The sequence below is a fragment of the Streptomyces sp. NBC_01571 genome (genome assembly GCF_026339875.1).
Lineage (GTDB): Bacteria > Actinomycetota > Actinomycetes > Streptomycetales > Streptomycetaceae > Streptomyces.
Genome location: NZ_JAPEPZ010000001.1, coordinates 180,138 through 206,638, shown reverse-complemented (window position 1 = coordinate 206,638; position 26,501 = coordinate 180,138). Strand labels below are relative to the sequence as shown.

The window sequence follows — 26,501 nt, the reverse complement described above, 5'->3', positions numbered from 1 at the left end:
TGGCGGTGTCAGCTTCGGCGCGTAGGGCCTCCAGTCCGTCTGAGGGGCGATACCCGAGCGGCCTTATTCCATGCAGGTTCCTGCATTCGTGAAGCGTTATGATTTAGTGAACGGCTCCAGGAGAGGCAGGCCCGACAGCGATGCCACAGGCGAAGAAGACCCGCGAGCCGGCCGCTGCCCAGCCCGCGCCGGTGGTCCCCGAGACCATGCTCAGCTTTCACCTCAAGCGGGCCGAACAGTCCATCGTGGCGCGCAAGGCCAACGGCGTGCGGAGCCTGGACCTGACGGAGTCGCAGTGCAAGGTGCTGGGTTACCTGACCGGCGGTGTGGCGAAGTCGTGCACCCAGTTGTCCCGTGAGGGCCTGGTCACCTCGCAGACGATGACCGGCATCGTCAAGAACCTCGAAGCCAAGGGGCTGGTCGAGCGCCACGCCTCGCCGGACCACGGCCGCGTCATGCTCGTGTCCCTCACTCCGGCGGGTGTGGAGCGGGCCGCCGCCGCGAAGTCCCTCTCCCAGCGTGTCGAACACGGCCTGCGCGAGGCACTGTCCGAGGACGACTACGGTCACCTGGTGAAGCTCCTCGACCGGGTGGCCGACCTGGCTCCCGGGTTCGACGCCGACGCGTCGTAGTAGAGACCGCGTTCGACGGACAGGATCCTCGCCGCGGGCCGCACTCATGAGCTCGACAATCCGGCGTCTGCCCGGCCACGGCCGCCCTGCGTGACCGCACACTGATCACGCTGCGGTCCAGGCCACCTAACACCCCAGGCGTCGGGCAGACGTTCGCCTCCGTTTCGCGGTTCCCCTCACCCGGCACGAGCCCTCACGCAGCGCAACCGCCTGAACCACCCGCCTGTCGGGCAAGCGAGGCGAGTGACTGCTGCCGTACCCGCGCGTGCTCCGGAGGGGGAGGCGGCCGGGCATGTTAACGTCAGCGACACTGATGAAGGGGGCTTCAAAGATGAAGTTCGCTTTTTCGTAATGGCATCCTGATCTTCGGCTCCGCGCAAGTCACCAGCGCCGCCCCTCTCCGTGGCAGTGGCACCGCCTCCACCGTGGCGGCTCACCGACGGCAACACGCCCACAGCACGCGAAGGAATGAACCATGGGAATGTCCGGACTCACCGCTCTCGTCACCGGCGCCACCGCCGGTATCGGCCGCGCCGTGGCCCTCCAGCTCGCACACGAAGGCGCGGAGATCGTGGTCCACGGCCGCGACGAGGACCGCGGAGCCGACGTCGTCACCGAGATCGAGAAGGCCGGAGGGACCGCCCGCTTCGTCCAGGCAGATCTCAGTGACCCCGCAGACGTCGAGCGCCTGGCCCGCGAAGCCGGAGACGTCGACGTACTCGTCAACAACGCGGGCGTCTACAAGTTCCGGCCGACGTCGGAGATGACCCCGGAACTCTTCGACCTGCACATGGATCTCAACACCAAGGCCCCGTACGTGCTCGTCCGCGCTCTGGCCCCTGGGATGGCTCGGCGAGGCCGCGGCTCGATCGTGAACATCAGCACCCTCGCCGTCGCGGTCGCCGCCAAGGGCACCGGCATGTATGCCGCGTCCAAGGCCGCACTCGAGCAGCTCACCGCCGTGTGGGCCGCCGAGTTCGCCGAGCAGGGCATCCGCGTCAACGCCGTCGCCCCCGGACCCACCCGCACCCCGGGAACCGACTCCATGGACGCCGACTCCCTGCAGGCCATCGCCGACACGACCGCTCTGCGCCGCATCGCCGAGCCCGAGGAGGTCGCCGAGGCCGTCGTCTTCCTGGCCTCCCGGCGCGCCAGTTACATCACCGGGGTCGTCCTCGAAGTCGCCGGTGGACGCCCCGCCATCGGCTGACCGCCGCGGGTCCCGGTCCGGGCGGGATGCATCCCGCGGCGCACCCGCCAGGACCGGGGCCACGCCATCAGCCCGTCCACGGCTCTCGTCGGCGCGTTCCGGTCTCGCCAACCAGCTCTCTCCGTCGCCCTGGCGGGCGGGCACCTCGATCACCGGACGGACGCGCCCCGCCAGTAGCGTGCTACCTCATGAGCCAGAGCACACGCGGTGGCCTTCTGCGTCGACACCGAGACTTCCGACTGCTGTGGTGCGGCGAGACCGCCGGCAAGTTCGGTGCGTCCGTCACCGGAGTCGCGATGCCGTTGGTCGCGGTCTCCACCCTGGACGCCAATACGTTCGAGGTCGGTCTGCTGAGCGCGGCCGCCTGGGCCCCGTGGCTGTTCATCGGTCTCCCAGCCGGTGTCTGGGTGGACCGGTGGCGGCGCAGGCCGATCATGCTGGCCGCCGCCGCGGTCTCCCTGCTGCTCTTCGCCGGCGTGCCGGTCGCCGCATGGTTCGGCTGGTTGAGTACCGGACTGCTGCTGTCCGTCGCACTGCTGACGGGCACGGCGGCGGTGTTCTTCCAGACCGCCTACAGTGCCTATCTCCCCAGCATTCTGGAACCTGATGACCAGCCCGAGGGCAACGCCAAGCTGCACGGCAGTGCGTCCGCCGCGCAGATCGCCGGGCTCGGCTCCGGCGGTCTCATCGCACAGCTGGCGGGTGCCGCGAACGGCATGTTCGCCAACGCCGCGACCTTCCTCGCCTCCCTGCTCTGCCTCGCGGGCATCCGGCATAGCGAGCCACCCGTCACCAGAGCCGGGCATCGCCCCGCAACACTGGTCGGTGAGGTTCGCGAAGGCCTGTCGCTGATAGCCAACGACCCCTGGTTCCGGGCGTTGACACTCTTCGGAGCCGCCTCCAACCTGGCCCTGATGGGATACCAGTCGATCCAGGTCGTCTTTCTGGTCCGGACTGTCGGCCTGGCCCCGGGGCCGGTCGGCGCACTCATCGCGGCCACCAGCGCGGGAGGCGTGGCCGGTGCCTTCGCCGCACGCCGGGTCGCCGACCGAATCGGCACCGCCCGCGCAACACTGCTGTTCGAACTGGGACTTCCGCTGTTCGCCCTGCTCATCCCGCTGACCGTCCCCGGAGTCGGCGTCCTGCTCTTTGTCACCGGCGGATTCTGCGTCTGCGCCGGTGTCGTGGGCGGCAACATCATCAAGGCGAGCTTCCAGCAGCGCTACTGCCCGCCGGAACTCCTCGGCCGTCTCACCGCGAGCACTGCATTCCTCAGCTACGGGACGATCCCTCTCGGAGCGCTGCTGGGCGGCGCGCTCGGAACCGTGCTCGGCATCCGCACCGCAATGGTCATCACGACAGCGGGAGTTCCGCTTGCCGCACTGATCCTGTACTTCTCCCCGATCGGGCGGACCCGAGACCTGCCGACCGCCCGGCGACCGACGAGTGGTTCCCCGCCTTCGCCGGATCCCGACGATGAACCCGTTCTACGTCGTCACTGACCACGACCGCACCTGGCTGTCCTGTTGCCCCGGCGCGGGCGTTCGCGCTGACCGCTTGCACCGAGGCGTGTGAGGTGATCCAGGTGGGAGCATTCCTCTCCGCCGTCGTTTCACAGCCGGCGGGAAACGGCCCCCGTAGTGCTCAGGAGTGGACCTGGGAGCCGTAGCCGAGGTCGAGGCGTATGGACTCGAGGATGATGAACGCGGTGCTGGTGGTGTAGACGTCGGCGGCGGCCAGGACACCGGTGTACTTCTTGATGACCGGAGCGGCGGCGTACGCGGTCTGCGCGTCCTGGTAGGTCTTGACCGCGGCCCAGGTGTTGTCGCCGTACTTGGTGAAGAACGGGGTCGGGTCGACGTCGGCCAGCGCGGCCTTCACTCCGTCGACGATGTCGTCGACGTACTGCTGATAGGTGGTCATGTCGGCACGGGTGCCGAGGCGGCCCATGTGCCCGGCGATGTGATGGGTCCACGGGTAGTCCAGGGCCTTGGCCGGGGCGGCGGCCCATCCCTCACCCCCTCGTCAATGTCGCGCGGCAGGCACTAGAGATCGCGCCGGCTGGTGAGGACCACCGGCACTCAGCAGGGACGGACGTGCGTTCATGGTGCGCTTCCCCTCCGTCGGGGGAGCCGGGGCAGGGACCGTTGCGAGCCGCCGGAGTCCCGTGGGATCTCTGGACGTTCTTGCCACCAGGTCGCCGACCCTGGATCCAGAATGTTCAACGTTCAAGTGGAGCGATACTGCCGAATGACGTGAATGTTCAAGTCATAGAGCGAGGAAACGTCGGCGTGCCCATGTGTACGCTCACCTGTTTCTCTGGGAATGCCGGTTCAACTGGCCTGACGCACCGGCTCATGCTTGGCGTCGAGCGGCTCGGTTCTGCCGTTCTGTCCACTTCGCGTGACAGATCGACTTGAAGATTGAAGTGACTGCGACGAAGGGTCTACGGCTGTCTGACGTTCGTCGCATGTGTGGGCCGCGGGCGAGGGCGGGCGGTGCTCACGCGTCGCACGGGACGGCAGGGTCGGGCGCGTGCGGGCAGGCTGCACCCCGGACGACCGCGGCGTCGTCGACCTGGACCTGTGGACACCTTGCGGCCATATCCCGACTCGCTCCATTAGCATCGCCCGCATGAAGATCGCAGTACTTGACGACTATCAGAACGTCGCGCTCGACTGTGCCGACTGGAGCGGTCTGAACGCTGAGGTGGAGGTGTTCGACAGCCACATCCCGGACGTCGACGAACTGGTCCGCAGGCTCGCCGGCTTCGAGGCAGTCGTCGCCATGCGCGAGCGCACCCCTTTCACAGCCGATGTTCTGGGCCGGCTGCCCGATCTGAAACTGCTGGTCACCACCGGTCCACGCAACGCCGCTATCGACTTGGCGGCCGCCGCCCGGCAAGGAGTCGTCGTCTCTGGAACCGGGTATTACCCCGAGCCCACGGTCGAACTCACCTGGGCGCTGATCCTCGCCGCGGCACGGAACCTGCCGACGGAGGAACGATCCATGCGGGACGGGGGTTGGCAGCGCACGGTCGGCACCGAGCTGCGCGGAAAGTCCCTCGGCCTCCTCGGACTGGGAAACCTGGGCAGTCGGGTGGCGAGGATCGGCCAGGCCTTCGGCATGGACACCATCGCCTGGAGTGAGAACCTCACGCCGGAACGCGCGGCCGAGCACGGAGTGCGGGCGGTGACCAAGGAAGAGCTTTTCGCCGAGGCGGACGTGTTGTCGGTGCACCTCGTGCTCAGTCCCCGGACCCGAGGGCTGGTCGGCAGGTCCGAACTCGCCGCGATGAAGCCGTCCGCGATCCTGGTGAACACCTCGCGCGGCCCGATCGTCGACCAGGACGCACTGCTGGACGCCCTGCGCCGCGAGGCGATCAGGTGCGCCGCGCTCGACGTCTACGACACCGAGCCGCTGCCTCCTGACCACCCCTTCCGCACGCTGACGAACACCGTGCTCACCCCGCATATCGGCTACGTGACCCGCGAACTGTACGAGGTCTTCTACCGCGACGCCGTGGAGGACATCGCCGCATTCCGAGCGGGGCGGCCTATCCGCGTCATTGGCTAGGTGCATTGACCCGCAGGGTTGTTGAGGCGGCGGATCGAGGATCCGCCTCCGAGCGCGGTGTGGCTGCGACCGCCCCCTGGCTGATGCCGCCAGACGGTCAGGGGGCGGCGTCGGATCAGTTCCGGTTGGGCGGACAGGCGGCTGAAGCGGCGAGCGACCGCCTGGATCACCGCCAGCGTCCCCGCGGGTTCGGCGTCAGCAACTTCCCTCACCTACCCGGGCATTGACTGGCCGACTGCATCAGCGAGCGTGTGCTTCGAGCCGGCCTCGTCCGCAGCGCGGAGGACGACCCGGAGGCAGCGGTAGCAGCCTTGGTCGACCGTCAACGGCAGACGGTCCAGACCGTCGTACACGTGGCTGATACGCTCGGCAGGTGACCACCCCCGACGCGTCGCGGCAGGCCGATGAGCATGCCGACCTGTGGCTGGCGCCGGCCGAACTGGCGTCGTGGATGTCGGTGGTACGCCTGATCACCCGGCTCCCGTGGGCCCTGGATGCCCAGTTGCAGCGCGACGCGGAGCTGAGCATGGTCGAGTACATGGCCATGGCGATGCTGGCCGAGGCCCCCGAGTGGACGTTGCGCATGAGCGTGCTGGCCGAGCGCACCAGTTCGTCACTGTCCCGTCTGTCGCACCTGGTGAAGCGACTGGAAAGCCGGGGTTACCTCCGGCGTGAACCCGATCCGAGCGATGGACGCTTCACCAACGCCATCCTCCTGGCCGACGGCATGAGGAAGCTGGAATCGGCCGCGCCGGAGCATGTGGCCTATGTGCGGCACCTCGTGGTGGACAACCTGTCCAACGAGCGCCTGCGCCGACTCGGCCAGGACGCCGAGCGCATCCTGCAGCGCATCGACTCGCCCGTACGCTGAGCCCACCGGGTCGCGCACACCGCGCGGGCGTCCTCGTGGTGTCGTGGCCGGTTGCCTGCATCCGCGGTCCCCTAAACGGCTACCCCGTATGTTCGGCACGATGAAGGAAAGGTCTAATCGGTCCCAACGGGAGCGGGCGGACGCCGAGGAGGCCGTTCGTTGCGGCCATGCCGGAGTGCCCACTCGTGTCGGCACATCCGCAGGCATCTTCCATTGGTCCGCCGGTGATCGAACCAAAACGGTCTAGCCATCGGGCGGCCGGAGTTCAGAGCCAGCGCTGTGCCGCCTCGACGCTGTCTCCGCCACCGGTGTTGAACGCGATCGCTGCCTGGGGCGAATGACGGCGAATCAGGTTCACGACCTCCTCGAAGAGCGGAAGAAGCTGTTCGGGCTTCGGGATCCCACCGCCGACGACCACGAGATCCCAGGGGCGCTCGGTCAGCGACGCGGCGAGCGTGGACTCGGCCGATTCGTCGAACGTGACCGGTGCCATGGCCGCGTTGATGCCGTGCTCGCCGAACCGGGCCAACTCCGCGTCGAGAGCCGCGCGAAGCGCCTGCCCGTCGACGCCGGGTATCGCTTGCGGGTCGTAGCCGACGACAAGTGCGGAAGACATGCGGGCAATCTGTCGGGCAGCGCGTTCGCAGGTGGCTGCCGCCCCTGGTCCTGCTGCTCTTGGAGACCCCGACCTCCCACCTTTCTGCCGCGACGGCGACGGGCGATCTGGTCGAGGGTTGACCGCCGCTACCGTACCCCTGCCGACTCGACGTGGACCGGACCGGTGGCGTGCCCGGCACGGGTACGCCACCGGCCCCGGGGCCGCGCTGTCAGCCCCCCGAGTCCCCAGCAGTCGGGGTGTTCTGTGGGTCCGCTCGGTCCGAGGTCCGCGCGGCGTCGCCGCAGGAATCGACAGGCGGGGTGTGCGCCGTGGCGCCCTACTCGCCGTGGGCTTGCAGATGTTCGAGCAGCAGACCGTTCAGCGCTTCGGGTGCTTCTTCGGGAATCCAGTGGCTGACGTCGTGGAGTGTCTCGAACCGGTACGGTCCGCTGACCCACTGTTCGGTCTCCTGCGAGGCCGCGGGACCGAACGCGGCGTCCTGCGTGCTCCAGACGTACAGCGTGGGCACATCGATGAGCCCGATCGTCGCGTCGGGGCGACCGGCCCGGTACCAGTTCAGTGCCGCGGTGAGCGCGCCCGGCTGCGACAGTTGCCGTACGTAGGCGTCGACACTGGCCTGCGGGACCTTTCCGGCGTAGACGCTACGAAGCTGCCGGGCATCGTCGGCGAGCATGCGGTCCTCGGTCGAGGGGGTCTCGCGCCAGTCGATCATGTAGTGGGATCGTGCGCGCTGGTCCGGATCGCTGCGCAGGGCGCCGGCCAGAGCGCCGGGGTGCGGGGTCGAGACAACGGTCAGGGTACGGACGAGGCCGGGGTGGGCGTCCGCCGTCCACCACGCCACCGCGCCTCCCCAGTCGTGGCCGACCAGGTCGAACGTCGCCCAGCCCAGTTCCTCCGTGATCGCGACGACGTCGTCGACCAGCGCACCCATGCGGTAGTCCTCGGGCCGATCGGGGCGGACACCGGGGGAGTAGCCACGCTGGTCGGGTGCCACGACACGGTAGCCGCACGCGGTCAACGCCGCGATCTGCTGTTGCCACGCCAGCGCGGTCTGGGGGAAACCGTGCAGCAGCAGTACCGGGCGGCCCTCGGACGGTCCCGCCGTAATGGCGTCGAACACGCCAGCGGCAGTGGAGATGCTCAGCTTGGTCAAGATCTCATCCTTCATACCGACTGGTTGGTCAGCCTTCAGGTCGCGGCAGTGGATTGTCAAGATCGAAGGCGGGCGGCCCCTTCGCGAGGTCAGCCGGGCGCCGCTCCCGCACGCCCGAGTCGTCTCCCAGGTGCAGTGCTGTCGGTAGTCGTCGTGGGCGTGAGGTCCGTCCGCGGCCGGACGCCGGGCCCGGCTTCTGGCCCGGCGAGACGCCACTGGGGCGCTGACTTCTCCCCGGATGGGCCGAGTCGGGCGCCCCCGGTGATGTGTCGAGCCCAACAGGCTTGGTGCTGAGTCGAGTTCGGGCGTGATCGCTTCGCGTCGGCGATCTGGCTGATGTGCCGTGGCCGGTGCCATGATTGATCTCCATGGGGACTGTGGCTGCGCTGTGCCGGTATCCGGTGAAATCCATGCTCGGAGAGCCATTGCTGTCCGCGGTCGTCACCCATGCGGGGTTAGCCGGGGACAGGACGTATGCCGTCCTCGACGACACCGGCGCGATCGGGAGCGTCAAGCACCCCCGCAAGTGGGGACAACTGCTGAACTGCCGCAGCCGGTTGACCGATGACGGCGCCGTCGAGGTGGAACTGCCCGACGGTGTGACGCTCCCCGTCGGAGACCCCGATCTCGACCTACGGCTGTCCAAGCTGCTGGGCCGCCACGTGTCCGTCTCGGCCACTGCCCCAGCGGACAGCACACTCGAGCGCGCCGTCCCCCGGTACGAAGGCGGTGTCCCCGACGTCGTCCGCGCGACGGCTTCCGTGGACGGTACGGGGGAGGAGATCACCGTCGGCAACGTCGCTGCGGGGACGTTCTTCGACTTCGGCAAGGTCCACCTCGTCACGACGTCCTCCTTGGCGGGACTCCGGGCCGGGTATCCCGACAGTGACTTCGATCCGCGCCGCTTCCGGCCGAACCTGGTTGTCGACACCGGCGGAAGAAAGGATTTCGTGGAGGACACCTGGGTGGACCGGCGACTACGCGTGGGCGAAGCGCTGTTCCAAGTGGTGGTTCCCACGCCCCGCTGTGTGGTTCCCACCCTCGGTCATGACGGGCTGGGGGCCGACCCTGGCATCATGCGTGCGATCGCCCGTGAGCACCGGATACCCGTCTTCCACCTGGGCCGGCTGGCGTGCCTCGGGGTGTACCTGGATGTCCTGGAACCAGGCACGGTCCGGCTGGGCGACTCGATCACGCGACAGGACGGACCGTGACGAGGTGGACCTCGCCGCCTGGTGATGCGCGCTGCCCGTCAAGGGTTCACGGCAGTCCGACTCCGTTGTCCGCCAGGCAGCCCGTCGTACGACGCACCGCGCATCCTCGCCTCCTGGACGGCCGAGCAGTCGAGCCGGTACAGAGTGGAGGGCCAGACCTCGTGATCACCTGGTTTCCGAGGTGTCAGCACGGCGTGGGCCTGTTGACCGGTACTGGGTCCTGCCGACAGGGAGCCGACCCCCGCGGGGCCTTCCACCCGACCGGACGGACGTAGTCAGGCCGGGAAGCCACTGGCGGCCCGGCGGCACTCGCGCGGGGCGGCCAGTGGCTCCCTTCGACGGCAGGGCATTCACCCAGTAGTCGAGTAGTCGAGGTACAGCGGTCCGGGATGAGTGTCGGGGCGGCCGTCCTACTTGCTGTGCACGATCTGGATCAGATTGCCGCAGGTGTCGTCCAGTACCGCGGTGGTGACCGGGCCCATCTCCAGTGGCTCCTGGGTGAAGTACACCCCGAGGTCGCGCAGCCGGGTGAACTCCGCCTGTACATCGTCCACGGCGAAGGAGGTCGCCGGGATGCCGTCCTGGACCAGCGCGGTTTTGTACGGCTGCACCGCGGGATGACCGGAGGGCTCAAGCAGCAGTTCCGTCCCGTCCGGATCTTCCGGCGAGACGACGGTCAGCCACCGGTCCTCGCCCAGGGGGACGTCGTGCTTCTTCACGAAGCCCAGCACGTCGGTGTAGAAACGCAGGGCCCTCTCCTGGTCGTCGACGAAGACACTGGACAGGTGGATCTTCATGGGCTGCTCTCCGGTGCATCGGGCCTGAGCCATCGGGTCACGATGCGCTCAAGAGGTTCGGTGTTCAGATCGTGGAACTTGTAGCGGCCCTGGCGCCGCGAAACGATCAGGCCAGCGGATTCGAGTACGGCCAAGTGCTGGCTTATCGCCTGGCGGGACATCCCCAGACCGTGCTTCGTCACCAGCCGTGCGCATATCTCGAACAGGGTCTGCCCGTCCCGTTCCACCAGCTCGTCAAGGATGCGCCGACGGGTCGGGTCGGCGAGTGCCTTGAAGACATCGTCCGCCATGGCCGACGCCATAGGCAAGTATCTCCTTGCCTATCAACCTGGGTGCCGGTGCCGGTGCCGGTGCCGGTGCCGGTGCCGACGCCGATGTGTAGTGGGTGATCGTCACGGCCATGCCGGGCGGGGCTGAGCTTGCCGGCGTTTCTCAAGGTGCAGGTGCGGCGCGCGAACGTGTCCTTCAGCGGGTGGACCGGGCCTTCGGCCACGGAGATCGGCGAGATCGCCGAGAGGTCTTCATTCGACGAACCACTGGCGCAGCGCACCGATGAGGAACGGGCCATGGGATAAACCGGCTGTGGGCCTGGGCCTGGGCCTGGGCCCGGGTCTGGGTCTGGGCCGCTCACCGCCGCGCTGGCGGCGAGAAGGCTTCAGCGCGGTGGGCGAAGCGTAGGAACGCCGCCGTCGGCAGGGAAGGGGGAGTCGCCCGCGATGTTCGGGGCGTGGTCCTCCCTCGGTGCGGCCACCTGTTTCAGGTAGGGCGCCAGACGTCGTGAACGCGGAGGCCCTCTCATTCCTGGCGGACTGGGTCGGCTGACCTTCGCCGGGCCTGATGGTTGCGGCACCCGCCCCTGGGCCACGCCCCGCTGTGGCCGCCGGCTCAGTGTCGGTGACCGAGACGGCCGGGCGTGCGCTCGGGGTTTGTCACCGAGACGTGGGCGGCGCGGCGGACGGTGGGCCCGACGGCGTGCCTGGAAGGAGCCCCGGCGCAGCGGGCCACGAGAGGTTCGGACGGCCTCGTGACCCGCTGCGTCCTGGGGCGGGTCGGTCAGCCGAAGGCCTTGACCGCCTGGTAGTAGGTCCATGCCGTGCCGTCACACGCCGTCTTCGTGGCGCCGCTGTAGTTGACGCACACGCGCTTGAGGTCCTCGTAAAGAGCGCTGTCGAGGCGGGACTTGTTGGCGGAGAAGGTGCCCGCGGCCTTGTAGTTGCGGTATCCGAAGTCGTGCCGTGCGCAGGAGGTGGCGAACGGGAAGCCGAAGGGGTTGTCGGGGGAGGTGGAGCAGTAGTCCGTCGACCAGTCGAACTGGTAGGCCGCGTAGGCGGCTTGGTTCGATCGGGCCGCTGCCCAGGTGTTGTAGCTGGACGCGCTGGTCTGGGTCCAGCTCGACAGTACCTGCGCCTTGTCGGCGGGGACGGCGGCCTGTGCGGTGCTCGCGGTGCCGATGAGGGCTACCAGGGACAGGCTGGACGCGGTGAGAGCGGTGGCGAGTCTTCGGCGCATTCCACACCTCCATGAATCCGCGGCCCGCCAGCCGGGCCGCAGGTGCATGACAACAAGGATCGGTGAGGTGCGTGCGCTTGCATAGATCTTGGTGGTTCAACGAGAAATGAATTCTGGTGTGAGTACCGGAAGTTGCGGTTCGTCGTCCGGGCGGGCGGGGGTTACACCGGCGGCATGGGTGTCTGCTCGTCCACCGCAGTCGTCGTGTCTGGTGCTCTCCGTCCGAGTGGAGCCGGTGGGCGGCCCGATGGCCAGGATGCGCGTCGGGAGAAGAAGGGGGGTGGGTTTCGGCAGGGGTCGTTCGGGGCGGGAGCGCCCGACGTGGCTCGCCGGGCCGGCGCGGCGAGTTCAGTGGGGGACCCGGGGGCGGTCCCGTTCCCCTGTGCGCTGCCGGCTCGTTCAGGAGCCGGTGGTGCCTGGGTCGCCGAGGGCCCATGCGGCGATGTCGCGGTAGTGGATCGGTCCGCGGCTGCGGCCGGCGTTGCTGCCGACCAGGTGCAGACGTTCGGCAGGCCATCCGCGGCCGGTGAATCCGGCGAACCCTTCGGCGATCTCCTCCGCCGAGGACCGGTCTCCTCGGCGGGCACGGGCCAGCGTCAGATGGGGGCGCAGAGGCCGGTCCTCGAAGGCGACCCCGCAGTTCTTGACGGTGGTGCGCACATCGGCGGCGAGCATGTGCAGCTCGTCGAGGTCTCCGTCGATTCCGCTCCACAGCACCCGGCCGTCGAAGGTTCCACTGCCGCGCAGTGCCAGGCAGAAGGGCCGGCGGTCGGCTGCGAGTCCGGCGAGAGGCGGTCGCAGGAGCGGAACTGTCTCGGCCGGCAGCTCTCCGAGGAACGCCAGGGTGATGTGCCAGTCCTCGATGCGGTTCCACCGCATGTGAGGGTGGGTGCCGTAGGCGGGGCGCAGCTCCCGGGCCAGTTCCTCTTTCGCGTGGTCGGGCGGGGCGAGCGCGATGAACACGCGAACGGTCGCGGGTGGGGTCTGGTCGTTCACACCGGACTTCCTATCGCATCCGGGCGGTGGGTGCGACGGCCCGGGTGCTGCGGGGCGACGGCGAGGGCGACCCGGAGGGGGGAGGGGGACGGTGAACCGACCCGGTGCGGGCTCGGCCTGCCTGCCGGTGAAGGCCGTGGTGGCCGTGGTGGCCGTCAGGTGCGGCTCGGTGACGGCTCCGGATCGCGGAGACGCGCCGCCGCGCGGCGGGGGAGCAGCAGCGGGGTCGCCAGCAGGAGCACGCCGGCCAGCCCGATGGCCGTGCGCGGGCCGAGCAGGCCGCCCAGTACGCCCCAGACGGCCGTCAGGAGCGCGGTCGAGGCCTTGGTCGTCACCGCCCAGGCGGACAGTGTGCGGGTGACCCGGTCGGTCGCGGTGCGCTCGAGGCGGTAGGTGGCGTAGACGGGGTTGAAGACCCCGCAGCAGAAGATGAGCCCGAGCTCGACGCCCATCACCAGCAGCAGCCCGCCGGTGCCCGGTCCGAGGAGGGCCAGGCCGACGGGCCAGAGCGCGCGTAGCGCCCCGGTCACGACCAGGACCCGGTGCTGCCCGAACCGGGTCACGAGCGGTCGGGCCAGCCGCGAACCGAGCAGGCCGCCGATCGAGGGCGCGGCGAAGGCGAGACCGTACTGCCACGGTGCGAACCCGAGCCGGTCGAGCATCAGGACGGCCAGCAGCGGTTGGGTGGCCATCACCAGACCGTTGAACAAGGCGGTGTTGAAGAAGAGCGGACGCAGCGTCGCTTCGGCGAGGATGTACCGCCAGCCGTCGAGCAGGTCCCCGGCCCGCATGCGTGCGGCCTCCCGGCGTTCGGGCGGCGGCTCGTGGCCGCCCGCCGCGCGGATGCCCAGGGCCGAGAGCAGGTAGCTGACCGCGTCGGCCACCACCGTCGCCACCGGGCCGAGGAGCCCGATCGCGGCGCCGCCCAACGGCGGCCCGATGATGGTGGTCGTCCAGGCCGTGGACTCGAACCGGGCGTTGGCGACCAGCAGGTCCTCGGCCGCCAGCAGCGACTTCAGGTACGCGCCGGAGGCGGCGCGGAAGGTGATGTCGGCCGCCGCGACGACGACCGAGACCAGCAGGAGCTGAAGGAAGGTGAGCGCGCCGATCGCGAACGCGGCGGGAATCGTCAGCAGCGCCGCGAACCGCACCAGGTCCATCGCGATCAGCACCGTCCCCTTGCGGCGGAACTCCACCCACGGGCCGAGCGGCACCGCCACGGCGGCGCCCACCGCGGCCCCCACGGAGGAGAGCGCGGCGACCTCGGCCGGTCCGGTGTGCAGCACCCGGATGGCGATCAATGGGAACGCGCCGAAGGCGAGCCACGTGCCGAGCGCGCTGGTTCCGTACGCTCCCCAGAACCACCCGAACCGCCGGCCCAGCCGATGCCCGCGCAGACGTCCCAGCCTGTGCCCACTTCTGTGCCCGCTTCTCATCCCCGCCGCCCCTCGCCCCTCACCCGCACACCTCACTCGCGTACCTCACCCGCACAACCGATCCGCGACCGGCAGCATCAAAGCGAGCGCGGCACCCAGAGGTCAAACAACCACAGGACCGCCTGGCCACAACCAACGGTTGTGCCCGTAGGCTGCCGATATGGACCTCGACACCGTCCGGACCTTCGTCGCCGCCGCCGACGCGGGGCAGTTCCAGGAGGCCGCCGCCGAGCTTGCGGTCACCCAGCAGGCCGTCTCCAAGCGCATCGCCGCGTTGGAGCGCATCCTCGGCGTGCGGTTGTTCACCCGCACCGCTCGCGGCGCCGAACTCACCATCGACGGGCAGGCGTTCCTGCCCCACGCGCGCGAGCTGCTGCGCGTCGCCGAACGCGCGGTCGCGTCGGTGCGCACCGGCCGGCGTCCGCTGCGCGTCGACGTGATCGCCTCGCGCGGTGCGGCGGCGGGCCTGCTGCGCGGCTTCCACCGCGCACACCCCGAGATCGACCTCGACGTGGTGATGCTGTTCGACATCGAGACGGCCGTCGCCGCCATCCGCTCCGGCGCGATCGACGCGTCCTTCCGCGCGGTCGCCGTGCCCGGTCGGCCCCTGCCCGCGGACATCGAGTCCGTCCGGGTCCTCGACGAGCCGCTCGAGCTCCTCACCGGCCCCGCCCACGCGCTGGCAGGCGCCCGGTCGGTGCCCCTCGCCCAGCTCGCCGGGCACCGGATCTGGATGCCCGGCATCGTTCCCGGTACCGAGTGGGCCGCCTACTACGACGACCTCGTCGCCGAGTTCGGCCTCACCATCGAGGCGACCGGGCCCAACTTCGGCTCCGACGCCCTCCTCGACACCATCGCCGACACCCCGGCCCTCGCCACCTTCATGGGTGGGCAGACCCGCCTCGTCTGGCCCGCCGGCCACGGCCTGCGCCGCATCCCGGTGACCGACCCGACGCCCGTCTACCCGCACTCGCTCCTGTGGCACCGTGACAACCCCCACCCGGCGCTGGCCACCCTCCGCGCCCACCTCGACGCCACAACGGCCGGCCATGACGCCGCCGGGACCTGGGCGCCGGACTGGGTCCTTCCGCGCTGAACGCCGCCGTCCACGCGCCACCCGCACGGACGCCGTCGCATCCGGCCGCCGTACCCGAACGGGAAGCGCTCGGCAGGCCGGTTCTCAGCCCTGGCCGAGCCCCGCGCGGGCCGGTTGCCGGCGTCGCGCAACGGCGGGGGAGGGCTGGGCGAGGCCCAACGGGGGCGTGCGCTTGGCAGCGCGGCTGACGATGGCAGTCTCGACCTGCGTGATCCCCAGGCCGACCAGGTCGCGGGAGAGGAAGCCGTAGAGGGCGGCCAGGTCGGGGAAGTAGGCCGCCGCGTGCAGGTTCGAGGGCCCCGAGGTCGCGAACGCGCCGTGCACCGAAGGATGGTCGGCCAGCGCCTGCCCCGCCGCGGCCAGATGGTCGGGGGCCACGTGCAGCAGGAGCTTGGCCTCGATGGGCAGCCCGATACGGCGGGGGTCGACCAGGACCTGGGTGACCAGCCGGTCCTGGGCCGTCAGTCGGGCGATCCGCCGGCGGACCGTCGTCTCCGGGTGACCGGTGTGGGCGGCCAGGGCCGCGGCCGAGAGGCGCGCGTCAGGGGTGAGGGCGTCGATGAGGGACTGTTCCAGGGGATCGGTGTCGACGCCGTACGGGCCTGGAGACCCGACGGAGGCCGGCCCCCGGTCCGGACCGGCCGGGCTCAGGGCCGCGCGCTCGGCCGGCGTCAGGACGGCGTGACGCCACTCCGAGGTGAGCCGGAAGACGTGCAGGATGGTGGCGCTCTCCAGGGACGTGACCGCCTGGGTGGAGGGAAGTTGGCGGAAGACGAGCGGGTCGCGCGAACCCGGCTCCGTACGGGCCACCGCGAAGATCTCGTCACCCGAGGTGGTGACGTCGATGAACGGGATGTCCTCGCGCGCCGCGAGCGCGGCCACGATCGTGTCGAGCTTTCCCCGCAGCACCCGGATCCGCAGGAACAGAGCCCCGGCCGAACCCCCGTTGCGCGGTCGCGCGACCGGTGAGATCACCACGCGTACGGTGCCGTCGGAGCTGAACGCGTGCAGGCGGCGGCGCACGGTGGCGGGGCTGAGGTCCAGCACCTGGGCCGCCCGTTCCGCGCTGAGACGGCCGTCCCACTGCAGGGCGGCCACCAGCCGCTGGTCCGTGAGGCTCAGTACGGAATCCGCCGCTACGTGTGCCATGGCGGCAAGTTTCGCTCATTTCGGCGTCTCGCGCGGCCTGTCCCGCAGACCTCGCCCCAACCATGGACGGTACGTACTCCGCGCCGCGGCAGACCCGCGTCGGCGGTATCGAGTAGCCATGGAAGGAGCACCCGTTGACCCTCGACCCGCACAACTGGCCCCCGGTCGTGGCCAGCCGATAGCCGATAGCCGACAGGCGGTAGGCGGCAGCTGCCGGGTCGCCACCCGCGACCCGGCGAATCGGGGCCCGCGGCGCGACCGCGGCGCGACCACGGCGCGTGCCGGACCGCGGGGCCGCCCATCCTGCGGCTGCCCATCCCGCGCCCGGCGAGTCCGCGAGAGAGCCCCGAGAACCGAGAGAGCCCCGAGAACCACGGATCGACTCACACCCACGGAGGCCCCTGTGACCATGTCCAGGCAACGCGAAAAAGTACTCTTCGCCAGCGGTGACACCACGTGCGCCGCCTGGCACTATCCGGGCACCAACGGCGGCTGCGTGATCATGGCCGGAGGTATCGCCGTGGCGAAGGAGCCCGCCTCGGATCTCTTCGCCCGACGGTTCAACGACGCCGGCTTCGCCGTCCTGGCCTTCGACTACCGCCGGTTCGGGGAGAGCGGGGGTACGCCGCGCCAGGTCGTCCGCTTCGACGACCAACGCGCCGACTGGCAGGCCGCGATCGACTTCGCGGCCGGTCTGCCCGGCGTCGATCCCGACGGAATCTCACTCTGGGGCTTCTCCCTCTCGGGCGGCCATGTCTTCCGTGTCGCGGCCGACAACCCGCGGCTGGCCTCCGTGATCGCGCAGTCGCCACTCGTCGACGGCCGGGCGGCGGCTCCCAACGCGCTGCGCTCCATGACACCTCTCGCGCTGCTCCGGCTCTTCGGCCGCGCGGTCGCGGACGCGCTCGGCGGCCTCCTGGGACGGCCTCCGCTGCTGATCCCCACCGCCGGAGTACGCGGCGCCGTCGCCTCACTCACCACGCCCGACGCGATGGACGGTGACCGGGCCCTGGACCCCGACCACCGCTACACGGACTGGGAGCAGACGGTCGCCGCACGGATCGCGCTGCGGATCGGCGGGTACCGGCCCGGGCTCCGCGCCCCCCGGACCCGGTGCCCCCTGCTCGTGGTCGTCTGCGACCAGGACCGGAGCGCCCTCCCCGGCCCCGCCGTCGAGGCGGCCCACAACGCCCCGGACGCCGAGGTACTGCACCTGGCAGGCCGTCACTACGCCCCGTTCCTGGAGGCACACGAAGAGGCCGTCGAGGCGGAGATCGCGTTCCTGCACAAAAACCTGGCCCGTGCGAACGCCGTGCCCGGAGGAGGGGACCGTACGTGAGCAAGGGGTGAGGCTCCCCGGGTCAAGGGTCCCAGGTCCCACGTCCCGGGTCCCAGTCCCGAGTCCCGGATCCCGGGTGCCCAGAGAAAGGTGAAGTGGTGGCTCCGGCCCACCTATTCGGCGTGCTCGACGTGACGCCGGCCGGCCCCGGCGGAACCCCAGTGGCTCCAGGCGGGGATGTCCTCGCGGGCTCGGAGCCAGGCCGCCGGTAGCGCGTCCGTGCCGGTTCGGGCCGCGACGACGCCACCCGCGATGGCACAGGTGGTGTCGCGGTCGCCCCACCCGGCGACGGTCTGCCACAACGCCTCGGAGAGATCGTCCAGATGCCCCGCGGCGGACCACAGGGCGTACGGCACCGTGTCCGGAGCCGAGATCAGTGTTCCCGAGCCCATCACGGACGCCGCATGGCGAACCGACGCGCGGGGCGAGAGATTCGCGGCCACCAGCAGCCCGGAGCGCACGTCACTGTCCGGCACGTGCGAGGCGATCTCCCGCAGGAACTCCGCGCGCGGCGCGGTGTCCCGGCCCTGGCCGGCGGCCGCCAGCGCCGCGGCGACCGCCACGGCCACGGCTCCCGCGACAGCCTCCGGGTGGGAGTGCGTGGCCACCGCGGACAGCCGGGCCTGCTCGCACACGAGCGCCACGTCGTCCCGGAACCACGCCCCCAGAGGGGCGACCCGCATAGCGGCGCCGTTGCCGTGGGAACCCTGCCCCCCGAACTGCGCCGTGGTCACGGTCTGCCAGTCCTCACCCTCCCCGATGCGCCGCAGCACACCGTGCATGGACGGACCGTACTTGCGCCCCGGGTCCCGGTCGTACTCGGCGGCGAACTCCTTCGCCAGCTCGCCCGGCCGGACCTCCCCATGGGTCATGAGGTGTGCGAACAGGACGAAAGCCATGGCGGAGTCGTCCGTCCACGACCACGGCGCCGGACGCAACCGCCGCGCCGCCCACTGGCCTTCGGTGTCCTCGTCGGAACGCGTGAACCAACTGTCCCCGAAGGCGTCGCCCATCACCAGGCCGTCCAGGCTGTCGCGGGCGTGCTGCGGACCGGTCATGGCGAAGCTCCTTGTGAATCGTCGTTGGCCTCGGCATTCTCGTCGTACGAGAGCCGGGCGGGCGAATGGATTACCCCGTAGCGCCAGTTCAGGTCCCTACGGGCGGGACATCGCGGCGCCGGCGGGGCGGCCGCCGCCCACCAGGGCAGCCGGCGCTTCCCGCGACCGCCGGGCGGGCCGCGCCGATGGATGACCCCCGGCCGCCGCGCCGAGCAAGAAGTCCGCCTGTGACCGGAACCAGTGCCGCCGTTCGTTCATCCTGTACGCCGGGTGGGTCTGCTCGCTCACCTTCTCGCGGACGCGACAGACCAGGGTGGGGGCGCATCACACGGCAGGTCACGCATTCCGGCCAGGTCAGTTCTTCCCCGGCACCGCGCACTTGGAGAGGCCGTGCTCCCGGTCAGCTGAAGTGGACGTCGCTGAGATCGATGGAGACCATGACCTGCCCCAGGAGCGGACGACCGTCGGAGTCGCGGCGGTAGGCCCGGCGTCTGGTGGGCAGCACGATGCCGTCCGCTTCCGTATGGTCGTGGACGTACTGCGCGGCGGCGAATCCGCCGGCCACGTCGACGTGGTAGTCGTGGCGCCGCAGGAGCCGGTCGGGACCGAAATAGAAGTCCTGGTGGGTGCTGTGGCTCGCGATCCGCGGCGGGAAGGCGGCACGCAGCCCCGGCCAGACCTCGTCCCCCTCCCGCCATGGCTCGATGCCGGTGACCGTGAAGCCGGGCATGGCAAGCAGGAAGGGCGTGGTGAGGTAGGTCCACAACGCGTAGCCGTTGAAGTAGGCGCGGTCCAGCGGGTCCCAGGGTGTCTCGAGCGTGTGTCCGGCGAAAGACGTCCGAGGGTCCTCGCGTTCGGCGACCACCTGCCCGTCGAGTTTCTCGATGCTCACCCGTCCGGGCGTGAAGTCGGTCTTCTGGTCGTGAGCGCCGAAAGGCTGGACCGAGGCGTGCTCCTCGTGCAGCCTGACGGTCATCACGCGTGGCGTGACGTCCTGCGGCAGACCCTTGATGGCGAACAGGTCGCCACCGCTGACAAGGGTGGCCCGCGCCTGGGTCAGTTCCTCCCAGCGTTCGGTCCCGCCATGGGCCTCGATGACTTCGGTGAGCAGATCGTTCACGTCGGATTCCTACCGTACTTTCCGTTCGTCCGTACGGGAGGAGAGCCGCGATTGGTCCGGACGGACCATGGACGGGCCCCGGCCCGCACCCGCCCCCTCGGCGCTCGCTTCCTCACCGCAGGGCCCACACACCTGCCAAAGGAGTGAGGCCCGAGCACGGCCGGCTCCGTTTGTACCGGCCGGTGGTGTTCGCCGACGGGGTGTTGGCTCGTTGGGCGGGCCCTGCCAGGGCAAGCTGGGGTGATGATCAGGGCGCCGATCGTCGTGCGACCCGGTGGTGTTCCTCGAAGCCGCGGGGGGTTCTCCTGATGGCCCGGACCCGCCGCGACCCGCACGCACTCGAAGTTGTGCTGATCGCGACGGCCGAGCGCGTCCGCTGCCACGTGGCCCCTTGAGCGTCGCGGTCGGCCCTTGCCGGTGGCACGGCGGGAGCGGAACCCCGCACTCCCTTACCGATGAATGAGGATGTGTCATGGAAACCACGCCGCATGACAACACCGATGTCCACGATGTCATCGTGGTGGGTGCCGGCCCCGTGGGCCAGACCGTGCTCGAGCGGGCGCGGGCCGCCGGTCTCTCGGTCGCCCTGGTCGAGCGGGAGCTCGTAGGCGGCGAGTGCTCGTACTGGGCCTGCATCCCGAGCAAGGCGCTGTTGCGGCCCGTGGTCGCCGTCGCCGACGCACGCCGGGTCGAGGGGGCGAGCGCCGCGGTCACGGGCGTGGTGGACGCGCGCGGCGCCTTCGCGCGCCGGGACCGTGTCGTATCGGACTGGGACGACAGCGGGCAGGCCGCCAACATGACAGGGCTGGGGGCCACGCTGGTCCGCGGCCACGGCCGCCTCGCGGGGGAGCGACGCGTGGCGGTGGAGGGCCCGGACGGCGCACAGCACCTGCTGGAGGCGCGGCACGCGTCGTGGTGTGCACCGGCAGCGGCGCCTTTCTCCCCGGCCTTCCCGGCATCGAGGAGGCGCGCCCGTGGAACAACCGGAAGGCCACCGATTCCGAGGAGGTGCCCGGCAGCCTCGTCGTGATCGGCGGGGGCGGTGTCGCCGTCGAGATGGCGAGCGCCTGGCAGGGACTCGGCGCACGGGTCACCCTCCTGGCCCGGGGATCCGCTCTGCTGTCACGTATGGAGCCCTTCGTCGGGGAAGAGGTGGCGCACGGCCTGGCAGAGTCGGGTGTCGACGTGCGCACGAACACCGACGTGGTGTCACTGAGCAGGCCCGACCCGGCCGGCCCCGTCACCGTGCGGCTGGCCGGCGGCGACGAACTCGAAGCGGACGAGGTCCTCTTCGCCACCGGACGCACCCCGCACACCGACGACATCGGCCTGGACACGGTCGGGCTCGCCCCCGGAACCTGGCTGGACATCGACGACTCCTGTCGCGTCCGCGGGGTCGACGGCGGCTGGCTGTACGCGGCGGGTGACGTCAACCACCACGCCCTCCTCACCCACCAGGGCAAGTACCAGGCCCGCATCGCCGGAGAGGCCATCGGAGCCCTCGCCCGCGGAGAGAGTCTCGACACGGCGGCGTGGGGAGCCCATGCCACGACCGCCGACTTCCAGGCGGTCCCCCAGGTCTTCTTCTGCGACCCCGAAGCCGCCTCCGTCGGACTCACCGCGGCCGAGGCGGAACGGGCGGGCCACCGGACCAAGGTCGTCGACGTGGACTTGGGCGCGGTTCCGGGGGCGTTCCTGTACGCGGACGGCTACCGGGGACGGGCCAGGATGGTGGTCGACCTGGACGGCCACCGTCTCCTCGGCGTCACCTTCGTCGGCCCCGGGGTGGCCGAGCTCCTCCACTCGGCGACCGTCGCCGTGGCTGGAGGCATCACCATGGACCGCCTCTGGCACGCGGTGCCGTGCTTCCCGACGATCAGCGAGGTGTGGCTCCACCTGATGAAGGCGTACCGCGACTGAACCTGGCGACCTTCCGGCCGCGCCGCGCCGCCGGCGGGCGTATCAGTGCCCGCAGGTTGTTCCTGCGGCGCGGGCGGGCACGGGCGAGACCACCCGGCTGACCGGGGCGGGGCCTCTCCTCGGACTCCCAGCCGCCGACTGAGGTCGGCCGGCTCCGGCACCAGGCCGGACGTCACCGCCCTTGCCCACGCCGGGACTTACGTATGCGGTGGTCGGATTGAGACCCCCTCGCCCGGGGGAAAATCCACCAATGGGGGCATCCCGGCCGCAGGCGCAGAAAGATGAGAGCACCGTCGAGTCGATGTACGTCGCCGTTTCCGCCGTGATCCTTGCCGGGGCCGCGTTCGCCCTGGTCGCCAGCCCCGCCCTGGTCTTCGACATGGTGCACGGCGATGCGCGACGACTTTTGATCATCTGCGGCAAATGGGCCGGAGCGGGAGTGTTCCTGGCCAGACTGATATCCGGCTTGTGGCGCTGGTGACGCCTGCCCGTGCGCGGCGGCACCGGCTGCGTGACCGCCGCATCCTCCGCCAGGCCCGACGCGACGGGTGCGTGCGCCGCGGGGCGTGGACGACGGGCCGGTCACGCAGTGTCCCGGGTGTCGTCGTCGAGCTGGTCGAGAATGCGCTGCTCCGCGTCGCGGAGAGTGGTGCGCGCGGCCTGGGGCCGGGTGCAGTCGGCCCCGTGCACGGCACCTTCGGAGGACTTCCAGATCCGGCAGCAGGGGACGGGGAGTGGTGCGGGGCCGCGGGCGGCCAGTTCGGCACGTTCCGCCTGGACGCGGGCCCGGCGTTCCCTGCCGTGGCGTGCGCGGCGTCGTCGGAGCACGCCCTCGGCCAGGAAGAGCGCGAGAGCCCCGAACACACCGGTCTCCCACCACAGGTGGTGGATGGCGGTGGCGGTGCCGCCGGCTGTGAGGATGGTGGCGCCGAGGGCGCAGGCGGTTTCGGGTCGGGTCACAGGCACTCCCCGCTGGGCTGGACGACGTTCGTCATGTTGAGTTTTCCCACGGTGAGGCCTGGACCCCGGATGTCGGCAAAGATTTTGGGCGCGGGCGGGGGCGCGTGTGCGGTCGCGTGCGGGGAGCAGGTAATCACGACCGCCGACCGCGGCTCCACCCTGGGAGCGTCTCCGGGTGCGGGGTGGACGGCCCACGCGGCGGCCCACGCGATCGAAAACGTCTGCCAGGGCCGCCCGGCACGCCGGCCCCTCTGCGCGACTCGGCTACGTCTTCACCACGATCGGACGCTGCGCCTTCGACGCACCCGGACCCGGAGCGGCGACGAGGGGCCCCGGCTGTGAGCCGGGCCCGACTCGGTTCGTAACCCAGCGCCGCGGGCGACGCCTGGGCCGGACGGGAACGGCAGGGCTCGCTGGGCCGGCGGAACCTCCGGCGCAAGCCTGTGGGCCGTCTGCCAGGAGGACGGCCCCGTCACCTGTGACGGAGCCTCCGAGGCCGCGCGCCCCGACGACACGCCGGGGCACCGGGGGCCGTCCTCGGCCTGCTGAAGGACGGAATCGCTGTCCTTCGGCAGCACATCGAGGTCGTGCGGCGGAACGCACCATGGCACCGCGCACTGACGACGAGCCGGCAGTGGCCGACGACCAGCGCCTTCGGAAGGCCCCCGGCGCGGCTATCGCCGCCGCGTGACGCTGAGGCGGTGCCTGCCGGGTCCCAGGCCGGAGACGGTGACGCGGTCACCGTCCATCGTCACACGGGGGTCCGACGCGCGGTGGCCGTCCCAGAGAACGCGGCTTTCGTCCCGTACCACCACGGACGAGCCGCTGACGGGCAGCGCGGCCAGGCCGCGGGTGCCGTGGGGCACCTGAAGCGTGAGAGTGAACGACGTCGCCGTGTTCGTCCACTCGACCTCCAACGGTCCCGCGGGGGTGGGGAGTCGTCCCTGTGCCCAGGCCACGTCCCCTGGGTTGGGGCGGACTTCCCAGCGGGCGTATCCGGGCGATGTCGGCCTGGCGCCCAGGAGTTGGTGGGTCAGCGCCGGCAGCACGCCCGTGGACCATCCGTGCGCCATGCTCGTATAGGCCCCTTCGTAGAGGGAACCGCCGGGACCGATGCCCTCCCAGTGGGTGACACCGGGGTCGTGGCTGTCCATCCAGCCGTAGGTGCGCCTGATCTGGTCGAGTGCCGAGGAGGCCCGTCCGGTCTCGAACCTGGCGACGATCTCGGGGTAGGAGGTGAAGGCGTACACGCGCTGGGACGCGCCGTCGAAGATGGTGTCGTTGTCCATGAAGGCGTTGCCGTACGGCAGGTGCGTGGTCGCGTCGAGGTGGTCGAGCGCGGAGGCGGCTCGCCGGGTCTCGGCGACGCCGGCGGTGATGGCGAGGGAGTTGCCGTCCTGGGCATGCCGCACGGCTCCGGTCGACGAGTCGAGATAGGCTCCGGCGGTCTCGTCCCACAGGTGGGTGTTGACCGCGTCGGCGACCTCCCGGGCGCGGTCGGACCACCGCCGGGCGTCCGCCTCGTGCCCGAGCCAACGGGCCAGTGCCGCGCTGTCGTTGAGCGCCTGCACGTACAGGACGTTGTAGTAGGTGATTCTGCCGGTGCGGCCGAGGAAGGCGTAGTCGCCGTAGCCACCGGTGTCGTTGAGGCCCTTGCTCAGCAGTCCGGCGTCGTCGGTGACGCTCGGGTACCAGGTGTCCAGCACCTTGACCAGGTGCGGGTAGTAGCGGGACGCGTAGGAGCGGTCGCCGGTGTACAGGACGTAGTCCCAGCTGCACGTCACCCACCACAGCGGATAGTCGAACAGGGGCAGTTCGTATCCGGAGATGGAGGCCGGGGGGATCCATCCGTCGGCCCGCTGGTGGTCGGCGAGGTCGGCCAGGACGTTGCGGGCGGCCGCGGCGGTGTCGTCGTGGGTGAGGTAGAGGGTGCGCGCGGAGACGGCGAGGTCGCCGACGTAGGGGTCCCGGTCGCGTTTGGCTCCGTCATGCAGCACCAGCCGGCCCTCCAGGGACGCGCTCCACGCGTTGCGGGGATCCACGTCGTCCTGGCGGAAGGTGTCGGTGACGAGCTCGTTGGTGTAGGAGGCTCCGTACCAGTACCGGTTGAGGTCGTCGTCGGAGCACAGGAACCAGCCGCGGTAGGTGCTGGGCGTCCCCACGTAGCCGGTGAAGTCCAGGTCGACGGAGTCGATGTCGACGGTGCCCCAGGGCTGGGCGACGGGTGCGTCGGCCGCCAGCGCATCGAGAGTGATCTTGAGATAGCGGAATCCGTGCAGGCCGTCGGCGTAGACCTTGCCGTCCCGGAGGAAGCCCTTCTGGTCCTTCCAGGTGGTACCGCCCGCCGGAACGGCGAACTGGTCGGTGCCCTGGCCCGCGCCGCCGGCCTGGTCGGAGCGGGTGAAGTCGGAGCGTTCGGTGAGGAATTGTTCGGTCTCGGAGAAGGCGACGCGTACGCCGGGGGAGTTGGCCGAAGCGGAAGCGAAGCGGATGCGGGGGTATCCCACGACGACCTTGCCGAAGTCGACCGTGACGCTGGGGACTTCGACCGGCGCCACAGCGGCGGGCCACACCTCGTTGACCCGGGTGAACGCACCGCGCGGCGTGTTCTGCACATTCGTGACCGTGATGCGGACCCGGGTCGTGGAGACGGGCTGGTCGAACGGGACGGCCCGCTGGATGACATCGTTATCGGAAACCGTGGCGGCCGTGTGCCAGGCGTCGTTCTGCCAGGTCTCGACCGTGAAGTCGGTGGGCACTCCGTCGCTGTTGGATATCACGGTGATGCCCGACAACTGCTGGGCCGAGGGAACGGTGATCGTGAGCGTGTCCGGGAAGACGCCCAGAGTGTCGTCGTTCCAGAACGTGTCGGGGTTGCCGTCGATGGCGTTGCCCGCGTCGTAGGTGCGCGGGCTGCCGTCGTTCCCGTTGTTGCCCGCGTGCGAGGAGGAGGCGACTGCCGTACTGCCCTCGGGCCACCGGGGTGCGGCGACGGGCTGGGGACGGCGCAGGACGGTGACGGGCCCGCCGGGCTTGAGCAGGGCTTCGGGGAGGCGTACGTCGCCGGTGCTCGCGGTGACGGCCACCGGCCGGACGGTGCGACCGGCGGGGCCCTGCACGTATCGGTGCCAGGAGGTTCTGCCGCGCGGCACCGCGTCCGGGGCTTCGCCGGCGGGGGCGGCCGCGGCCGGGGACGCCGCGGCGAGGGGGAGGCCCACGGCGGAGAGTGCCGCCAGGCCGGCTCCCGCGGCGATGACGGTGCGGCGGGCGGGGTCGTTCGGGGGCTGGGGGATGTTGCGGCTCGGCGACATGGAACCTCGTCCCTGTGGACTCGTATTGAAACGATTCAAAGCGGGGGTGCGGGGAGAACTTATCCCAGGCTTTCCCGCGGCGTACATACCGCGGACCGTTGTTCTGCCGCGCCCGACCGGAACCGGCGGAGGTGCGGACGGGCCTCCGCCCACCGGCACGGCCGCGCCGACTGGCCTGCATCGCAGGCGACTTCGGAGCGGCAGTCACCTTTGTCGCCCTGACGCCCGGCAGGAGAGCCGACGCGGAAGCCGCGCGTCCTGAGGGAACGCCGGCGCGGTCTCTGCCACCGTCAGCTCGTGTCCGCACCGTGTCCGCACCGCCGGCGCACCGCGGTCGGTCCGGGCGACCGTCTCGGCGACAGCCCCGGCCCCGCAACTCCCGCCGCTCATAGGCGAGCTGCACCCCGAACCTGGTGGCGAACCACACCCGGGTCCGCGCGGCCTGCGCCAGGGTGAGGCGGTCGGAGTGATGCGGCCGGGCGCCCCTCGGCTCGGAGTCCGGCCGGCCGCCGCCTCGTCCGCTCGATGCGCGCGT

22 protein-coding genes and 1 pseudogene are annotated in these 26,501 nt (G+C 70.7%); 10 read left to right on the top strand and 13 right to left on the bottom strand.

The window, feature by feature from the left end; genetic code table 11:
* Positions 1-140 precede the first annotated feature (140 nt).
* The 3 genes from OHB41_RS00980 to OHB41_RS00970 all read left to right on the top strand — a co-directional run bounded on the left by OHB41_RS00980 (position 141) and on the right by OHB41_RS00970 (position 3,344).
* Positions 141-632, top strand: coding sequence for a MarR family winged helix-turn-helix transcriptional regulator (locus tag OHB41_RS00980; RefSeq protein ID WP_266696045.1), 492 nt, complete (start codon positions 141-143; stop codon positions 630-632).
* A 475-nt stretch (positions 633-1,107) separates the two neighbouring features.
* Positions 1,108-1,842: an SDR family NAD(P)-dependent oxidoreductase gene (locus OHB41_RS00975; protein WP_266696044.1), complete on the top strand. Its 735-nt coding sequence runs from the start codon at positions 1,108-1,110 to the stop codon at positions 1,840-1,842.
* 188 nt (positions 1,843-2,030) lie between these two features.
* Positions 2,031-3,344: an MFS transporter gene (locus OHB41_RS00970; RefSeq protein WP_266696043.1), complete on the top strand. Its 1,314-nt coding sequence runs from the start codon at positions 2,031-2,033 to the stop codon at positions 3,342-3,344.
* Positions 3,345-3,486: 142 nt separating this feature from the next.
* Here OHB41_RS00970 and OHB41_RS00965 read toward each other — a convergent pair whose 3' ends face one another.
* Complete coding sequence (locus OHB41_RS00965) at positions 3,487-3,765, bottom strand: hypothetical protein (RefSeq protein WP_266696042.1); 279 nt, start codon at positions 3,763-3,765, stop codon at positions 3,487-3,489.
* A gap of 711 nt (positions 3,766-4,476) precedes the next feature.
* Here OHB41_RS00965 and OHB41_RS00960 point away from each other — a divergent pair.
* Both OHB41_RS00960 and OHB41_RS00955 read left to right on the top strand, forming a co-directional pair.
* On the top strand, positions 4,477-5,418 hold the full coding sequence (locus OHB41_RS00960) for a D-2-hydroxyacid dehydrogenase family protein (protein ID WP_266696041.1): 942 nt from the start codon (positions 4,477-4,479) through the stop codon (positions 5,416-5,418).
* 373 nt (positions 5,419-5,791) lie between these two features.
* Positions 5,792-6,289 (top strand): MarR family winged helix-turn-helix transcriptional regulator, encoded by a 498-nt coding sequence (locus OHB41_RS00955; protein ID WP_266696040.1) that lies wholly within the window; start codon positions 5,792-5,794, stop codon positions 6,287-6,289.
* A 265-nt stretch (positions 6,290-6,554) separates the two neighbouring features.
* Here the strand turns inward: OHB41_RS00955 and OHB41_RS00950 are convergent, their stop codons facing one another.
* Together OHB41_RS00950 and OHB41_RS00945 are read right to left on the bottom strand one after the other, a co-directional pair.
* Entirely contained in the window at positions 6,555-6,905 is a 351-nt protein-coding gene (locus OHB41_RS00950) for a hypothetical protein (protein WP_266696039.1), read from the bottom strand.
* A 319-nt stretch (positions 6,906-7,224) separates the two neighbouring features.
* Entirely contained in the window at positions 7,225-8,061 is an 837-nt protein-coding gene (locus OHB41_RS00945) for an alpha/beta fold hydrolase (RefSeq protein WP_323138337.1), read from the bottom strand.
* 368 nt (positions 8,062-8,429) lie between these two features.
* Between OHB41_RS00945 and OHB41_RS00940 the strand changes: the two genes are divergently transcribed.
* Complete coding sequence (locus OHB41_RS00940) at positions 8,430-9,275, top strand: MOSC domain-containing protein (RefSeq protein WP_266696038.1); 846 nt, start codon at positions 8,430-8,432, stop codon at positions 9,273-9,275.
* Positions 9,276-9,685: 410 nt separating this feature from the next.
* On the opposite strand, the gene OHB41_RS00935 is transcribed toward OHB41_RS00940, so the two are convergent.
* From OHB41_RS00935 to OHB41_RS00915, 5 genes are all read right to left on the bottom strand, one after another.
* Positions 9,686-10,072 carry a VOC family protein gene (locus OHB41_RS00935; protein WP_266696037.1) on the bottom strand — a complete coding sequence of 129 codons (387 nt, stop codon included), beginning with the start codon at positions 10,070-10,072 and terminating at the stop codon, positions 9,686-9,688.
* Entirely contained in the window at positions 10,069-10,362 is a 294-nt protein-coding gene (locus OHB41_RS00930; protein ID WP_266705562.1) for an ArsR/SmtB family transcription factor, read from the bottom strand. Before OHB41_RS00930 ends, OHB41_RS00935 begins: the two co-directional genes overlap by 4 nt.
* 763 nt (positions 10,363-11,125) lie before the next feature.
* Positions 11,126-11,581 carry a phospholipase gene (locus OHB41_RS00925; protein WP_266696036.1) on the bottom strand — a complete coding sequence of 152 codons (456 nt, stop codon included), beginning with the start codon at positions 11,579-11,581 and terminating at the stop codon, positions 11,126-11,128.
* A 399-nt stretch (positions 11,582-11,980) separates the two neighbouring features.
* A complete protein-coding gene (thpR, locus tag OHB41_RS00920) occupies positions 11,981-12,577 on the bottom strand; it encodes an RNA 2',3'-cyclic phosphodiesterase (protein WP_266696035.1) in 597 nt (198 codons plus the stop codon).
* Between the two features lie 155 nt (positions 12,578-12,732).
* On the bottom strand, positions 12,733-14,013 hold the full coding sequence (locus tag OHB41_RS00915; RefSeq protein ID WP_266696034.1) for an MFS transporter: 1,281 nt from the start codon (positions 14,011-14,013) through the stop codon (positions 12,733-12,735).
* 160 nt (positions 14,014-14,173) lie between these two features.
* Between OHB41_RS00915 and OHB41_RS00910 the strand changes: the two genes are divergently transcribed.
* Entirely contained in the window at positions 14,174-15,109 is a 936-nt protein-coding gene (locus OHB41_RS00910; RefSeq protein WP_266696033.1) for a LysR family transcriptional regulator, read from the top strand.
* Between the two features lie 84 nt (positions 15,110-15,193).
* Here the strand turns inward: OHB41_RS00910 and OHB41_RS00905 are convergent, their stop codons facing one another.
* Positions 15,194-16,258 (bottom strand): Lrp/AsnC family transcriptional regulator, encoded by a 1,065-nt coding sequence (locus tag OHB41_RS00905; RefSeq protein WP_266696032.1) that lies wholly within the window; start codon positions 16,256-16,258, stop codon positions 15,194-15,196.
* 409 nt (positions 16,259-16,667) lie between these two features.
* Between OHB41_RS00905 and OHB41_RS00900 the strand changes: the two genes are divergently transcribed.
* Positions 16,668-17,597, top strand: coding sequence for an alpha/beta hydrolase (locus OHB41_RS00900; protein WP_266696031.1), 930 nt, complete (start codon positions 16,668-16,670; stop codon positions 17,595-17,597).
* Between the two features lie 113 nt (positions 17,598-17,710).
* Here OHB41_RS00900 and OHB41_RS00895 read toward each other — a convergent pair whose 3' ends face one another.
* Positions 17,711-18,655: an ADP-ribosylglycohydrolase family protein gene (locus tag OHB41_RS00895; protein WP_266696030.1), complete on the bottom strand. Its 945-nt coding sequence runs from the start codon at positions 18,653-18,655 to the stop codon at positions 17,711-17,713.
* 400 nt (positions 18,656-19,055) lie between these two features.
* On the bottom strand, positions 19,056-19,775 hold the full coding sequence (locus OHB41_RS00890; RefSeq protein WP_266696029.1) for a hypothetical protein: 720 nt from the start codon (positions 19,773-19,775) through the stop codon (positions 19,056-19,058).
* Between the two features lie 472 nt (positions 19,776-20,247).
* On the opposite strand from OHB41_RS00890, the pseudogene OHB41_RS00885 reads away from it, so the two are divergent.
* Positions 20,248-21,695, top strand: a pseudogene (locus OHB41_RS00885) (dihydrolipoyl dehydrogenase family protein).
* Positions 21,696-21,945: 250 nt separating this feature from the next.
* A complete protein-coding gene (locus OHB41_RS00880; RefSeq protein ID WP_266696028.1) occupies positions 21,946-22,176 on the top strand; it encodes a DUF6332 family protein in 231 nt (76 codons plus the stop codon).
* A gap of 101 nt (positions 22,177-22,277) precedes the next feature.
* On the opposite strand, the gene OHB41_RS00875 is transcribed toward OHB41_RS00880, so the two are convergent.
* A complete protein-coding gene (locus tag OHB41_RS00875; RefSeq protein WP_266696027.1) occupies positions 22,278-22,655 on the bottom strand; it encodes a hypothetical protein in 378 nt (125 codons plus the stop codon).
* Between the two features lie 674 nt (positions 22,656-23,329).
* Complete coding sequence (locus OHB41_RS00870) at positions 23,330-25,966, bottom strand: alpha-L-rhamnosidase-related protein (protein ID WP_266696026.1); 2,637 nt, start codon at positions 25,964-25,966, stop codon at positions 23,330-23,332.
* Positions 25,967-26,501: the final 535 nt, after the last annotated feature.